This window comes from Shewanella youngdeokensis (assembly GCF_033180165.1).
Taxonomy (GTDB): Bacteria; Pseudomonadota; Gammaproteobacteria; order Enterobacterales; family Shewanellaceae; genus Shewanella; species Shewanella youngdeokensis.
Genome location: NZ_CP136522.1, coordinates 2,567,232 through 2,582,375 on the forward strand (window position 1 = coordinate 2,567,232; position 15,144 = coordinate 2,582,375).

Sequence of the window (15,144 nt, forward strand, 5' to 3'; positions counted from 1 at the left end):
CTCTTTTGAAGTGAAAAGAACAAGGCCGATAGCTACATTAATAGCCACCGGCATGGTCAAACATCATGATTCATTGTGGTGTTAAAGTGCGCCTGCGTCATAAAAAGCTGCAGCTTTTTTATCTTGCTGAGCAGCCGCTTTGGCCAATAATGCTTGGTCTTGTGCTTTTGTTGAAGCCACCCCCTGTTCTGGGTGTAAACCTAAACGTTTAAACAAACTCATGTCGTCATTTTCTTCAGGGTTGGGAGTCGTCAACAATTTACAGCCATAAAATATTGAATTTGCCCCAGCAAAGAAACACATCGCTTGTAATTCATCACTCATGTTTTCACGACCTGCTGATAATCGCACTCGAGATTTAGGCATAATGATGCGCGCTACTGCAATTGTGCGTACAAATTCTAACGGATCAAGATCATCAATGTTTTCAAACGGTGTACCTTCGACCTTAACCAACATATTAATTGGTACTGAATCTGGGTGCTTATCAAGATTAGCCAACTGCTGTAACAGCCCTGCTCTATCGGTGGCTTTTTCGCCCATACCGACAATGCCCCCCGAGCAGACTTTCATGCCTGATGCTCTGACGTTAGATAAAGTATCTAATCGGTTTTGATAAGTTCGAGTAGTAATGACGTCACCATAATACTCAGGTGACGTGTCTAAATTGTGGTTGTAATAGTCAAGTCCAGCTTCTGCCAACTCACTTGCTTGATCTGCAGAAAGCATGCCTAACGTCATGCAGGTTTCCATGCCTAACGATTTAACTTCTTCAACCATCGTTTTAAGGTAAGGCATATCGCGCTCTTTTGGATTACGCCACGCCGCCCCCATACAAAAACGAGAAGCGCCAGCCGCCTTTGCGCTACGCGCTTCGGTTAATACGGTTTCCATTGCTAATAACCGCTCTTTTTCAAGACCAGTATCGTAGCGCGCGCTTTGAGGACAATACTTACAGTCTTCAGGACAAGCACCGGTTTTTATTGATAACAAACGACTAATTTGAACTTCATTAGGATCAAACTCTTGACGATGTATGCTCTGTGCTTGAAACAGCAGATCATTCATAGGTAACGCAAATAATGCTTCAATTTCTTCACGTTGCCAGTTATTTCTCAGTGGTAGATCAGACATGCTTTTTTCCTATTCCGGCTCACGCTCAATGTAAAACCGTGCTTTTATATCAACAATTTGTCACCTTGACTGTTATGGGAAGATTATAATCAGCAAAAGAACAAAAAAACATTAGACTATATGAAACAGATAGTTAGACTGAAATTGTCGTATAATATTACGTAGATTTATCTTGCCTAGGATACCGACAAGCCTTAACCTGTCAATGCCAACTCGCTTAAAAGGTTTACTGACGGTTAATTTATGAACAAAACAACACCACCCAATGAACAATGCGTTGACATAGAGTTTGACAAACAGCATCTATGGCATCCCTATACGTCTATGAATAATGCTTTGCCAACCTACGGTGTTGTTAGCGCTGAAGGAGTTGAATTAAAACTTGCTAATGGCGTTAAAATCGTTGATGGGACGAGTTCATGGTGGGCGTGTGTTCATGGTTATAGTCACCCCAAAATTGTTGCTGCTATACAACAACAAGCCCAACAACTGAGTCATGTTATGTTTGGTGGGATCACCCACCGCCCTGCAGTTGAGTTAGCCAGAATGTTGATTGACATGACAAGCAAACGCCTTACAAAAGTCTTTCTTGCCGACTCAGGTTCAATTGCCGTTGAAGTATCAATAAAAATGGCACTTCAATATTGGCAGGGAAAAAACCAACCTAACAAACAGAAAATTCTAACTGTAAAAAGTGGCTATCACGGAGATACATTTGCCGCGATGAGTGTCTGTGACCCCGAGGGTGGAATGCATACTATGTTTGGTGAGCTAGTGACTCAACAATTATTCGCCCCTGCGCCAAACTCAGCTTTTTCAGAGTCGTTTGATCCACAAGAGCTTTCAACGCTTAAACAAATGTTTAAAGATAACCATCAACAAATTGCCGCCGTGTTGATTGAACCCATTATGCAAGGGGCTGGCGGAATGCGTTTTTACCACCCAGAGTACTTAGTAGCACTTCGAACTTTGTGTGATCAATACGATGTGCTGCTTATTTTAGATGAAATCGCCACCGGATTTGGCCGCACAGGTAAGTTGTTCGCTTATGAGCACGCTAATATAGAAGCTGACATTTTATGTTTAGGCAAAGCTCTCACTGGCGGATATGTATCACTAGCAGCAACAATGTGCAGTGACAAAGTTGCTAAAGGTGTCAGTGACTCGCCAGCGGGTGTATTTATGCATGGCCCAACCTTCATGGGTAACCCACTGGCATGTGCTGCCGCCATTGCAAGTTTAGAACTAATCAACCAACAGCAATGGCAAGCTCAAGTTGCCAACATTGAAGCTCAAATGAAATTAGAGCTTGCTGCAGCAAAACACTACCAAAATGTGGTGGATGTAAGGGTACTTGGCGCTGTTGGAGTATTGGAGATGAATGCAACGGTTAATACCGCTGAGTTGCAGCAGCAGTTTGTAAAGCTTGGGGTTTGGATAAGACCTTTTGCAAACTTTATCTACATCATGCCACCTTATACTATTACAAATATTCAACTTACCCGACTGACTGATGCGATGAAAGTAGTCGCCAGCCAAATTTCATTACCCAATAACGATGCAGCTTTTGTTAGTCACGGATAATTTACCGACTATACTTTTAAGTCAATCATCACTGAGTGAACTGGGTGATGATTGAAGCTGAATCGAAATCAAGGCAGAGCTTAGCGCAAAAATACACCGTATTTTAACCTTAGATAAGTGCTTAAAATGATAAACGCCATAGAGTTACTACACAACACACCTTACGAAGGTAATAACTACTTATACGTAAATGGAAGTTGATTGGCTGTTTCTTATTTCAGACTTCGAACAAATTGGCCCTTTTGGTTTTTCTAAGTAAAACCAAACAAATTTTAATACAAATGAGCGGAAATATAATTGACGATTATTTCATTCCAAACTTTTTTACTACAAAATCACGGCGCATCAACGGCTAATGGTCATTTTAAAACCCTTAATACCGAGCCTAAAGTGTGATTTTTTTAAGAAATTTAGCTTTAATTGGCCCAGAATGATAAAAATCGATAAAAAAATTTGAAAAGTATTGCTATACTTGCGCGGAATTTTAGAACGTAACTACAATAGAGTAGAAAAATGACTGATTTATCAAAGTACAGAAACATTGGTATCTTTGCTCACGTTGACGCGGGTAAGACCACTACAACTGAGCGTATACTTAAGCTTACCGGTAAAATCCATAAAATCGGTGAAGTTCATGATGGCGAATCAACAACTGACTTCATGGAACAGGAAGCTGAGCGTGGTATTACCATTCAGTCTGCTGCTGTAAGTTGTTTTTGGAAAGAACATCGCTTCAACGTTATTGACACCCCTGGTCACGTTGACTTCACAGTAGAAGTTTACCGTTCTCTTAAAGTTCTTGATGGCGGCATCGGCGTATTCTGTGGTTCTGGTGGTGTTGAGCCACAATCAGAAACTAACTGGCGTTATGCTAACGAATCAGAAGTTGCTCGTATCATCTTCGTAAACAAGTTAGACCGTATGGGTGCTGACTTCTTACGTGTTGTTAAGCAAACCGAAGACGTACTAGCGGCAAACCCACTAGTTATGGTTCTTCCTATCGGTATCGAAGATGAGTTCTCAGGTGTTGTTGACCTTCTAACTCGTAAAGCTTGGGTATGGGATGAAACTGGTCAAGCTGAAAACTACAAGATTGAAGATATTCCAGCTGACATGGTTGACCAAGTTGAAGAATACCGTGAAATGCTTATCGAAACTGCTGTAGAGCAAGACGATGATCTTATGGAAGCTTACATGGAAGGCGAAGAGCCATCTATGGAAGACATTAAGCGTTGTATCCGTAAAGGTACTCGTACAATGGATTTCTTCCCAACTTACTGTGGTTCTGCATTTAAGAACAAAGGTATGCAGCTTCTTCTTGACGCTGTTGTTGATTACCTACCAAACCCAGTTGAAGTTGATCCACAACCTCTTACTGATGAAGAAGGTAACGAAACTGGCGAACACGCTTTAGTTTCTGTTGAAGAGCCATTAAAAGCGCTAGCATTCAAAATCATGGATGACCGTTTTGGTGCACTTACCTTCGTTCGTATCTACTCAGGTAAGATCAACAAAGGTGACACCATCCTTAACTCGTTCACAGGTAAAACTGAGCGTGTTGGTCGTATGGTTGAAATGCAAGCTGATGAACGTAACGAACTTGACTACGCACAAGCTGGTGACATCATCGCTATCGTAGGTATGAAGAACGTTCAAACTGGTCACACTTTATGTGATGTTAAGCACCCTTGTACTCTTGAAGCAATGGTGTTCCCAGATCCAGTTATCTCTATCGCTGTTGCGCCAAAAGATAAAGGCGGATCAGAAAAAATGGGTATCGCTATCGGTAAAATGATTGCTGAAGATCCATCTTTCCGCGTAGAAACTGACGAAGACTCAGGTGAAACTATTCTTAAAGGTATGGGTGAGCTTCACCTAGACATTAAGGTAGATATCCTTAAGCGTACATACGGCGTTGACCTAATTGTAGGTGAGCCTCAAGTTGCTTACCGTGAAACTATTACTCAGGTAACTGAAGATAGCTACACGCATAAGAAACAGTCTGGTGGTTCTGGTCAATTTGGTAAGATCGACTACGTTATCCGCCCAGGTGAGCAAAACTCTGGTTTCACTTTCAGCTCTTCAGTTGTTGGTGGTAACGTTCCTAAGGAATTCTGGCCTGCAGTTGAGAAAGGTTTCGCTAGCATGATGAACACCGGTACTGTTGCTGGTTTCCCTGTGTTAGACGTTGAACTAGAACTTACTGATGGTGCTTTCCACGCAGTTGACTCGTCAGCTATCGCGTTCGAAATCGCTGCTAAAGGCGCATTCCGTCAGTCTATGCCTAAAGCTGGTGCACAACTTCTTGAGCCAATCATGAACGTTGACGTATTCAGCCCAGAAGACAACGTAGGTGACGTAATTGGTGACCTTAACCGTCGTCGTGGTATGATTAAAGACCAAATGGCTGGTGTTACTGGCGTTCGTATTAAAGCTGACGTACCGTTATCAGAAATGTTCGGTTACATTGGTTCACTACGTACTATGACATCTGGTCGTGGCCAATTCTCTATGGAATTCGCTCACTACGCACCATGTCCAAACAGTGTTGCTGAAAAAGTAATTGCTGACGTTAAAGCTCGTGAAGCTGCTAAAAAGTAATTATTGCTAATTAGTGGTAACTCTTATGAGTTATTAGCTTAAAAAAAGCCTATAGATGAAAGTCTATAGGCTTTTTTATTACCAAAATGCTCAAACCCCAAAACGGCCACATTTGCTACATAACAACTACATACAACCATAAATAACCACCGAGAACACATAAACCTAACACCTCACAGATTAAAATGCTGAATAACTCCCACATTTATACAGTAAGCTTGATTTCCTTGCGCAAATAGCTAAAGTACGCGCTCGGTTAATGATCTCAATATTATGAATATTTATTTTACTAAAGCTTTAGCACTCACCCTTACTGCAATTGTCTCTTTCACTTGCGTGGCAAATGATGATTTAAATGCAAGCGTGACCCAACAAACAAGCCCAAAACATTGGAGCCACCTCCCCCTCTTAGCTGATAAAGCAACAGAGAGAGGCCATGAGTTGCCAATACCTGTGGGCGTTACCTTGTTTTATAACAATATCGATGCTGACTACAAAGCTGAAAACGATTTTGAAGTGCAAGTTACCGGCGGGCTATTGGGCTTTAAAGGCCCCAATGATTACGTTGTCCCCGCTGAGGATGTCAGTATTACCGGTAATGACAGTAGCCTACAGTTGAAACTTGATGCTTGGATCTTACCCTTTTGGAATGTTTATGGCCTCGTTGGCTATACCGAAGGCAGTAAAGATATCCGCGCTAAGCTCGACAACGTTGAAGGTCTCCCTTGCGGCGATGCTTGTAATGGGATTGTATTGCCCATCCCTATTCGCTACACCGCTACCAACTACGGTATTGGTACTGTACTAGCAGGGCAAATAAATTCGTTTGTGAGTGATACCCCTTTCACGATAATGGCCGTTGGTGCATTGGTTAAGGCCAAAACCAATACAACTGATAGTATTATAAAAACAAAACTCGCTTCTGTTCGAGTGGGTCAGCGATATGATTTGGCAGGTAACAAGCTCGCATGGTTTTTGGCATATAGTCATCAGAACGTTAATCAAAATGTAACGGGTGACTACTCTTTCGCCGGAACGGAACTCGCTCCATTAATGGAAGAAGTGAGGTTTGATATTGATTTGGCCAAGGAAGAAACTAAAAATATGTCGCTGAGTGTGAACTATGACTTTGGTCCTCGCAATGAATGGAACCTCTATGCCGAGTATGGCTTCTTAAATTGGAACCATTTAATTATCGGCATGGGTCGACGCTTCTAGTTGAACCGAAGCTAAATGTGATCAATTGTTTCAAACAGAGTCGCCATCCGCTTTATGCTATTAAGCGTAACTCGGTGGCGATTTCTGTTTGCACATAGCTGTTGATGTGCAAAGTTTGACGGTATACCAACCTGCTTAATAATAACTTTATAGCCTAACGCTTTGGCGGCAGCTCGATAAGCAGCAAATTCCCACAGTGCGATATTGGTATTATCACATATAACAAAGCGTACACCGTCTGACATCGCCTCAATAAACGCTGTGAGATTCATTTGATGATATTTTGACAGCAGCGCAGCATTAAATGTGTAAATACCATTGTTAACAAAAAACTGATCTGTCGAAAACACTTTCACTTCAGCCTTTGCTTGCTCTAACCCCACATTTTTCACGTGAGTATCTAAATACTGCGAGACCCAGTAGCTTTTACCACTTCCCGGTAAACCACGCATAATAATCGCCACTTTATCTTCGTTCATGACCTCAAACATCGATACCACACCTAGTCTACCTGCCCACTAATCATTTTACCCTGCAAAATTTGCTCTACTAACATAGGTAATACCTCGCTTGCCTTACCTTTGTAATGATATTGAAATTGGCTACCTCGTTCAGCAGGTAATAAATTAACATCGACAGTCTTAGCACCATGATGATTTGCAGTGTCAACAAAGCCCGCAGCAGGATAAACAGTACCAGAGGTACCAATAGCAATAAACAAATCACACGTATCCAGAGCACTTTGAATGATGTCTAACCCAATAGGCATTTCACCAAACCACACGACATGGGGCCTGAGTCTTTGTGCAGGAATACAGCATGTACAAGTATGGTTCGGCCCAAATGGCTCTTTTAATAAAAATGTTTGCCTTGAGCGAGGGCAGCGTCCTTTAGACAGCTGACCATGCATATGCAGTAAACGCTTAGAACCGGCTCTTTCGTGTAAATCATCAATATTTTGCGTGACGACAAGTAATTTACCTTCGAACTCCTGCTCGAGTTTAGCCAACGCTAAATGTCCTGCATTAGGTTGAATATCACCTTGATGAAACTGCTGCCAACGGTCATTATAGAACTGCTCTACCAACAATGGGTTCTTAGCATAGCCTTCTGGCGTGGCAACTTCTTCGATTTTATGTTCTTCCCATAAACCATCTTGATCACGAAAAGTGCGTAATCCTGATTCGGCCGAGATCCCCGCTCCGGTAAGTATGACTATCTGTTGGTACATCTACAGTCCTATATCTTAGTTTAAATAATAATTTTGCCCCGTGAACTGCGTTTTTCACATTAGGCATTAGTATAATTGCCAATAACAATACAAAAAGTAAGCTCTATTAGCTCGTTTTATATCAGCTTTTTTGTTTTTATTTGCTTTAGACGCTTTATTAATAAATCAAAGGTTTAAGTTTTCATTTACTCCACATATAATGAATTTTATTAGCCACCTTTGAACAGGCTCATATTATAAAGCTGTTCTCCAATCGAGAAACCAATAATGACAGATGGAAATCAAGCGCTAAAAAAAGCGGGTTTGAAAGTAACCTTACCACGAGTCAAAATTTTAGAATTGATGCAAGGACCTGAGAATCAACATATCAGTGCTGAAGATCTCTATAAGAAACTTCTCGATTTAGGTGAAGAAATTGGCTTAGCGACAGTTTATCGCGTACTTAACCAATTTGATGATGCAGGCATTGTAACTCGTCATCACTTTGAGAGTGGAAAAGCGGTTTTTGAACTTGCGACCCAGCACCATCATGATCACCTTGTTTGCTTGTCTTGTGGAAAAGTGATTGAGTTTTCAGATGAGGTGATTGAGCAGCGCCAAGATGAAATTGCAGCAAATCATAATATTAAACTGACAAACCATAGCTTATACCTTTATGGTGTTTGTATTAATGACGACTGCAACCACGGCAACTGATAAAGACATAAAGAGTCGATCAAAAGACCTGCTTAACGCTGTTTTTTGATCGCACCTCGATTGAAATAAACAGTGGTATAAGGTAACAGCCTCATTAGCACTGTTTTATGCTATCTATAGAGATTAGTTAAGGTTTTAGGTGTTTATGAAACACATTAACCTTATGACCCATAAACTTGTCTTTACCACGTTCTGTCATTCCCAGTTTTTTTGCAACCCCTTCAGAGGCTTTATTACCGATAAGAATAAGCGCGATGGCTTCGCTGATGTCGTAATCAGCAAATTTAGCTAACGCAGCAGTCCCTGCTTCATAACCAATGCCTTGGCCCCAATATTGTGGTAAATAACGGTAGCCCAATTCAACTTCATTGAACTCATCAATGTACTTAGGCCCACAAAAACCAATTACTTTTGCATCGGCTTTATGCTCAACAGCCCAACGTCCATAACCAAATTCCTCATAATTTTTTAAAATCATGCTATCTAAGATCGTTTCTGCTTGAGATATATCAGTCATTGGAGCACCTGGAATATAAGTCAGGATTTCAGGAATACTGTTTAACAGAAAAATGGCTTTAGCATCATCAGCATTAAACCTGCGTATAATTAACCTTTCTGTTTCTACTATTATCACCTTATGCCCCTTATTTATGTTTAGCCATGAACCATTGCAAACGATTAAAAACGCTGAACCTGCCTGAAGTCATATTCGTTGACTATAGTTATATTAATATACCCAATATGTATAAATTAGAAAGTATTAAAGCGAGTTAACTGATTTTTTGATTACGCAAAAACCTAACAAATGCCTATCAATGAGTAAGGAACACTTATGACAGCCATGCAAAAGTTCTTTTGGTTTATCGCATCGTTCGGTAACATTTTTGCCCTATATTTAGTCTTTCAAGATGTAAGTGTTAGCACTTTAATATTACTTATTTTGACTGCTAGCTACAGCTCGATTGGATACTTTGACATGTATCATAGTAAACATTCCCTCAATCGCTTGTACCCTGTCGTTGCTCATATCAGATATTTTCTTGAATCTTATCGCGTTGAAATTCAGCAATACTTTATAGCCAATGATATAGAAGAACAGCCTTTTAGTCGTGAGCAGCGCTCCTTAGTCTACCAAAGAGCCAAAAATGTACGTGACACTATCGCTTTTGGCACTCAGCGTGATCTGTTAGAGGACAACTATTTGAGCCTTTGGCAGTCATTGCACCCAAAAGTTGTAACGGACGATGCAAAGCGTGTCCGCTTTGGTGGTCCAGGCTGCTTAAAACCTTATGATGCTTCTTACTTAAATATATCAGCAATGAGCTTTGGCTCATTAAGTGCCAGTGCCATCGAAGCACTTAATTTAGGAGCCCTCAAAGCTGGCTGTTACCAAAATACCGGTGAAGGTGGCGCAAGTCCTTATCATCTCAAACACCGTGGCGATCTTGTATGGCAAATTGGCTCAGGCTTATTCGGATGTCGTGACAATAAAGGAAATTTTAACCCCGAAAGCTATCGCGCAATGGCGACTAAAGCGCAAATAAAAATGATTGAAATAAAGCTATCACAAGGGGCTAAACCTGGCCATGGTGGTGTATTGCCAGCGGCGAAAATTACAGACGAAATTGCGGCTATTCGCCATATTGATAAACACAAAGATTGTGTTTCGCCTGCGGTTAACCCTGAGTGCACTACCCCAAAAGATTTACTCAATTTTGTTGTAAAATTAAGAACATTAAGCGGAGGTAAACCCGTTGGCTTTAAATTATGTATTGGTAATCCTGTTGAGTTTCTCAGCTTATGCAAAGCAATGATAGAAACGGGGATCACACCAGACTTTATTACCGTCGATGGGGCTGAAGGTGGAACTGGAGCCGCGCCTGTCGAGTTTACCAACCGCTTAGGGATGATGTGCCTAGAAGGTGTATATTTCGTTCACAATGCATTAATTGGAGTCGGTTTAAGAGAAAAAATTAAAATTATTGCTTCAGGTAAAACCGCTTCAAGCTTTGACTTACTCGCTAAGATAGCCATGGGAGCCGATAGTGTTAATGCTGCCCGCACAATGATGATGTCCTTGGGCTGTATTCAATCACGTCATTGCAATACTAATATGTGCCCAACGGGTATTGCTACTCAAGATCCAGTAAGAAACAAGGCCATTAATGTCGTTGAAAAAAGCGAGCGTGTTAAACACTTCCATCGCAATACGATTAAAAATTTCTATGAACTGGTTGGCAGTATAGGCCTGGATAATCCAGCCAAACTGATGCCTCAAATGTTAAAAAGGCGCACACCTTACGGATTATTAATGTCTGTAGGCAGCCTGATTGAACCTTTGAAACACAATGATTTAGTCGATGAAGTCTCCATAGATGGCCCATGGAGTGCTTGGTGGCATATGGCAAACAGTGAACACTTTTACAGTGAGGATACCTATATTTTGTCACCAGCAGAGTTCACGCGAGCAAAACATGCCAGTCAAAGCATAAATCAAACTAAGGCCGGTGAATCACCACCTCTATCATGACCAATAGCCAAAAATAACAATGACCAAAGAAACATGAAAAGGTCAAAATCGACATATGCAGTTAGCTATATCAAAAAGAGCTACTAACATACCCATTAAACAAGCGAGCCACGACAGTCATCAGTGAATGGTCTACAACAAGAGGTAATAAATCAATTTAAAATAGAAAGGGTGTCGACGTGCGTGGGTTTTCGTTGCTAGCTGTTACAGCATTTTCCTTTGGTTGCTTCCCTGCATGCCACCACCTACTTGTTAGAAATATTTAACGGGATCACATTACAAAAAATCTCTTTCTCAAACTGTTGTTCTAGCTTTTCTCTCCAGCATTGTTTGTTAATGGGGACAAGATAAAAACGTTCGCGTGAAGTATCGGTCACGAAAGCTAAACCATGCAACATTAACTCAAAATGAATGTCGCTAACAAAATCAGATGAAAAATTTTGTCGGCCTGTAAGTTGATTAATATCTTTACGACTCAAAGAAACACCTTCAGTGAGGCCCTCAAATCTCAATCTTAACCAATCTGCAAACTCTTTTGCGCTAACCATAGACATAAAATTTACCTACAAGTTCCTCTATAGATAAATTAGGTATAACAGATTGTTGTTACAACGCCATATTTTTGACTAATTTTCACTGCATTATCACTATTAGTTCTAGTAGAGCAGTCAAATGCACGATTAAACTCTAAAAATAATAATGCAAAAAACAAATAACCCGCTAACAAATCGGCAACATTAATTTACCTCTTATGGTGTTAGTAAGCTCAATGCTAGACAACTTAAAACAAAAAAGCCGTGCTGCTAAGCACGGCTTTTATCGTGAGGTTAGAATATTACCAACCGGTTTTATCACGTAGTGCTTGACCAATGTCAGCTAAAGACCGAACAGTGCTTACGCCAGCAGCTTCTAATGCAGCAAATTTATCTTCAGCAGTACCTTTACCACCAGCGATAATTGCGCCAGCATGGCCCATACGCTTACCTTCAGGTGCAGTTACGCCAGCGATGTAAGAGACTACAGGCTTAGTTACGTTGGCTTTAATATAATCAGCCGCTTCTTCTTCAGCTGTACCGCCAATCTCACCAATCATAACGATTGCTTCTGTTTCAGGATCATTCTGGAACATTTCCAATACATCAATGAAATTAGTACCTGGAATAGGATCGCCACCAATACCAACACACGTCGATTGTCCAAAACCTTCATCCGTAGTTTGTTTTACGGCTTCGTAGGTTAACGTACCTGAGCGAGAAACAATCCCCACTTTACCAGGTCTATGGATGTGGCCCGGCATAATACCAATCTTACATTCACCAGGAGTGATAACACCTGGGCAGTTAGGGCCAATCATTCGTACACCAGTTTCTTCAAGTTTCACTTTAACTTGAAGCATGTCTAGGGTCGGAATGCCTTCTGTAATACACACAATGAGTTCAATCCCACCGTCGATTGCTTCAAGGATTGCGTCTTTACAAAAAGGCGCTGGTACATAAATAACTGACGCAGTAGCACCTGTTGCAGCAACGGCATCCTTAACCGTGTTAAATACAGGAAGATCGAGGTGAACTTGGCCACCTTTTCCTGGAGAAACACCACCAACCATTTTGGTACCGTAAGCAATTGCTTGCTCAGAGTGAAAAGTCCCTTGGCCACCGGTGAAACCTTGGCAGATAACTTTAGTCTCTTTGTTAATTAATACGGACATTATTTGCCCTCCGCTGCAGCAACTACTTTTTCAGCCGCATCAGTTAATGACACAGCGGCAATGATATCAAGATCTGAACCTGCAAGAACTTCACGACCTAATTCAGCATTCGTCCCTTCAAGACGCACAACAACAGGCACTTCAACGCCGACTTCTTTAACTGCGCCGATAATACCTTCAGCAATCATGTCACAACGAACAATACCACCAAAGATGTTAACTAAAACAGCTTTTACATTTGAATCAGAAAGAATAATTTTAAAAGCTTCAGCAACACGCTCTTTAGTTGCTCCGCCGCCTACGTCTAAAAAGTTAGCGGGTTTGCCACCATGTAAATTGACGATGTCCATCGTACCCATTGCTAGACCGGCACCGTTAACCATACAGCCCACGTTTCCATCAAGCGCCACGTAGTTAAGCTCAAACTTAGCTGCGTGAGCTTCACGTGCATCATCTTGCGATGGATCGTGCATTTCACGGATTTTAGGCTGACGGAAAAGCGCATTTCCATCAATGCCAATTTTGCCATCGAGACAATGGATATTACCTTCATCGGTGATCACAAGTGGGTTGATTTCAAGTAACGCGAAATCATAGTCTTCAAACATTTTAGCTAAGCCCATGAACACTTTAGTAAACTGCTTCATTTGTGTCGGGTTTAGCCCTAACTTGAAGCCAAGATCACGGGCTTGGTATGCTTGTGGGCCGGTTAATGGATCGATAATCGCTTTATGAATTAGCTCTGGCGTTTCCTCTGCAACAGTTTCAATTTCAACGCCACCTTCTGTTGACGCCATAAATACAACTCGACGAGTCGCACGGTCAACAACTGCACCTAAGTACAGTTCGTTTGCAATGTCAGTACAGCTTTCGACTAGGATTTTAGCAACTGGCTGACCCTTTTCATCAGTTTGGTAAGTCACGAGGTTCTTGCCTAACCAATTTTCAGCAAATGCTCTGATCTCTTCTTTATCGCCAGTGACTTTAACACCACCAGCTTTACCACGGCCGCCTGCGTGTACTTGACACTTAACAACCCACATATTTCCGCCAATATGGCCTGCCGCTTCCACTGCTTCTTGAGCCGTATCACATGCAAAACCTTCTGACACTGGTAAACCATATTCGGCAAATAAAGATTTTGCCTGATACTCATGCAAATTCATGATGATATATCCATATACTGCTTGTCTATTTTCAGCAGGCCCTTCTGGGCCTGCAGCGAGGGTGTTGTCTGGCTTAACTTAAAGGTCAAGTAACAGACGAGTTGGATCTTCGAGGAAGTCTTTAATCGCAACCAAGTATCCAACCGACTCACGACCATCCACGATGCGGTGGTCATAAGAAAGAGCGAGGTACATCATGGGCAGAATTTCAACCTGTCCATTAACAGCCATAGGGCGATCTTTAATCGCGTGCATGCCCAAAATGGCACTCTGTGGTAAATTTAAAATGGGAGTCGACATCAGTGAGCCAAATACGCCACCGTTAGTGACTGTAAAGTTACCACCGGTCATATCGTCAACGGTCAGCTTGCCATCTCGGCCTTTAATCGCAAGTTCCCGAACATTACGCTCAATATCGGCAAGGCTCATTTTATCGGTATCACGTAATACTGGCGTTACCAATCCACGTGGCGTGGAAACAGCAATACTGATGTCAAAGTAGTTATGATAAACAATGTCATCACCGTCAATCGATGCATTAACTTCAGGAAAACGCTTAAGAGCTTCAGTCACAGCTTTAACATAGAACGACATGAAACCTAGGCGGATCCCGTGGCGCTTCTCAAAAATATCTTGATATTGCTTACGAATATCCATAATTGGTTTCATGTTAACTTCGTTAAATGTAGTTAACATGGCGGTAGAGTTTTTAGCTTCGAGAAGACGATTAGCAATCGTTTTACGTAGACGCGTCATCGGGACACGCTTTTCACTACGTTCTGCCAGTGGTGTTGCTACTGGTGCTGGAGCTGCGGTCGTTGGAGCAGACGTTGCGTTGGCGCTTTTGACAAATGCTTCAACATCTTCTTTAGTAATTCGACCACCAACACCAGAGCCTTTAACGGCGCTAGCGTCAATATTATGTTCGGCAATTAGACGGCGCACTGATGGACTCAGTGCATCACTGGTCGCTTCTTCTGTGGCAGGAATCACCGCTTCGGCTTCTGCTTTGGTTAATTCCTGGCCAGCAACTGCACCTGCAACAAATTTGGCAATAATTGCTTCACCCAAGACGGTATCACCCTCTTCCGCGAGGAATTGTGCAATATGGCCATCTTCAGGTGCTACAACTTCAAGTACAACTTTATCTGTTTCAATATCAACAAGGTTTTGATCACGAGACACTTGTTCGCCAACTTGAACGTGCCAAGTCGCAATAGTTGCATCAGCAACTGATTCTGGCAGTACAGGCACCTTAATTTCGATACTCATGGAT

Annotated in this window: 13 protein-coding genes; 5 read left to right on the forward strand and 8 right to left on the reverse strand. The window is 41.7% G+C overall.

The annotated features are described in order from the left end of the window. Positions 1-81: 81 nt before the first annotated feature. Positions 82-1,134: a biotin synthase BioB gene (gene bioB / locus RGE70_RS10975; protein ID WP_310471491.1), complete on the reverse strand. Its 1,053-nt coding sequence runs from the start codon at positions 1,132-1,134 to the stop codon at positions 82-84. Positions 1,135-1,377: 243 nt separating this feature from the next. Between bioB and bioA the strand changes: the two genes are divergently transcribed. From bioA to RGE70_RS10990, 3 genes are all read left to right on the forward strand, one after another. Beyond that, on the forward strand, positions 1,378-2,718 hold the full coding sequence (gene bioA, locus RGE70_RS10980; protein ID WP_310471492.1) for an adenosylmethionine--8-amino-7-oxononanoate transaminase: 1,341 nt from the start codon (positions 1,378-1,380) through the stop codon (positions 2,716-2,718). A gap of 513 nt (positions 2,719-3,231) precedes the next feature. After that, positions 3,232-5,319 (forward strand): elongation factor G, encoded by a 2,088-nt coding sequence (fusA, locus tag RGE70_RS10985; protein ID WP_310471493.1) that lies wholly within the window; start codon positions 3,232-3,234, stop codon positions 5,317-5,319. A gap of 273 nt (positions 5,320-5,592) precedes the next feature. Next, positions 5,593-6,537, forward strand: a complete 945-nt coding sequence (locus RGE70_RS10990; protein WP_310471495.1) for a hypothetical protein — start codon at positions 5,593-5,595, stop codon at positions 6,535-6,537. Positions 6,538-6,548: 11 nt separating this feature from the next. Here the strand turns inward: RGE70_RS10990 and RGE70_RS10995 are convergent, their stop codons facing one another. Together RGE70_RS10995 and cobB are read right to left on the reverse strand one after the other, a co-directional pair. Next, the gene (locus RGE70_RS10995) at positions 6,549-7,028 is read right to left on the reverse strand and encodes an AAA family ATPase (RefSeq protein ID WP_310471496.1); all 480 of its coding nucleotides are present in this window, start codon (positions 7,026-7,028) and stop codon (positions 6,549-6,551) included. Between the two features lie 11 nt (positions 7,029-7,039). After that, positions 7,040-7,768, reverse strand: a complete 729-nt coding sequence (gene cobB / locus RGE70_RS11000) for a Sir2 family NAD+-dependent deacetylase (protein ID WP_310471497.1) — start codon at positions 7,766-7,768, stop codon at positions 7,040-7,042. Between the two features lie 267 nt (positions 7,769-8,035). Between cobB and fur the strand changes: the two genes are divergently transcribed. Continuing rightward, on the forward strand, positions 8,036-8,464 hold the full coding sequence (gene fur / locus RGE70_RS11005; RefSeq protein WP_310471498.1) for a ferric iron uptake transcriptional regulator: 429 nt from the start codon (positions 8,036-8,038) through the stop codon (positions 8,462-8,464). Positions 8,465-8,591: 127 nt separating this feature from the next. Here fur and RGE70_RS11010 read toward each other — a convergent pair whose 3' ends face one another. Further along, a complete protein-coding gene (locus RGE70_RS11010) occupies positions 8,592-9,098 on the reverse strand; it encodes a GNAT family N-acetyltransferase (protein ID WP_310471499.1) in 507 nt (168 codons plus the stop codon). Between the two features lie 198 nt (positions 9,099-9,296). Between RGE70_RS11010 and RGE70_RS11015 the strand changes: the two genes are divergently transcribed. After that, on the forward strand, positions 9,297-10,994 hold the full coding sequence (locus tag RGE70_RS11015; protein WP_310471500.1) for an FMN-binding glutamate synthase family protein: 1,698 nt from the start codon (positions 9,297-9,299) through the stop codon (positions 10,992-10,994). A 245-nt stretch (positions 10,995-11,239) separates the two neighbouring features. On the opposite strand, the gene RGE70_RS11020 is transcribed toward RGE70_RS11015, so the two are convergent. From RGE70_RS11020 to odhB, 4 genes are all read right to left on the reverse strand, one after another. Further along, a complete protein-coding gene (locus RGE70_RS11020; RefSeq protein ID WP_310471501.1) occupies positions 11,240-11,548 on the reverse strand; it encodes a hypothetical protein in 309 nt (102 codons plus the stop codon). A gap of 281 nt (positions 11,549-11,829) precedes the next feature. Beyond that, positions 11,830-12,702, reverse strand: a complete 873-nt coding sequence (sucD, locus tag RGE70_RS11025) for a succinate--CoA ligase subunit alpha (protein WP_310471502.1) — start codon at positions 12,700-12,702, stop codon at positions 11,830-11,832. Next, positions 12,702-13,868, reverse strand: a complete 1,167-nt coding sequence (gene sucC, locus RGE70_RS11030) for an ADP-forming succinate--CoA ligase subunit beta (RefSeq protein WP_310471503.1) — start codon at positions 13,866-13,868, stop codon at positions 12,702-12,704. The genes sucD and sucC overlap by 1 nt, the downstream gene beginning before the upstream one ends. A gap of 78 nt (positions 13,869-13,946) precedes the next feature. Next, a complete protein-coding gene (gene odhB, locus RGE70_RS11035) occupies positions 13,947-15,140 on the reverse strand; it encodes a 2-oxoglutarate dehydrogenase complex dihydrolipoyllysine-residue succinyltransferase (RefSeq protein ID WP_310471504.1) in 1,194 nt (397 codons plus the stop codon). Positions 15,141-15,144: the final 4 nt, after the last annotated feature.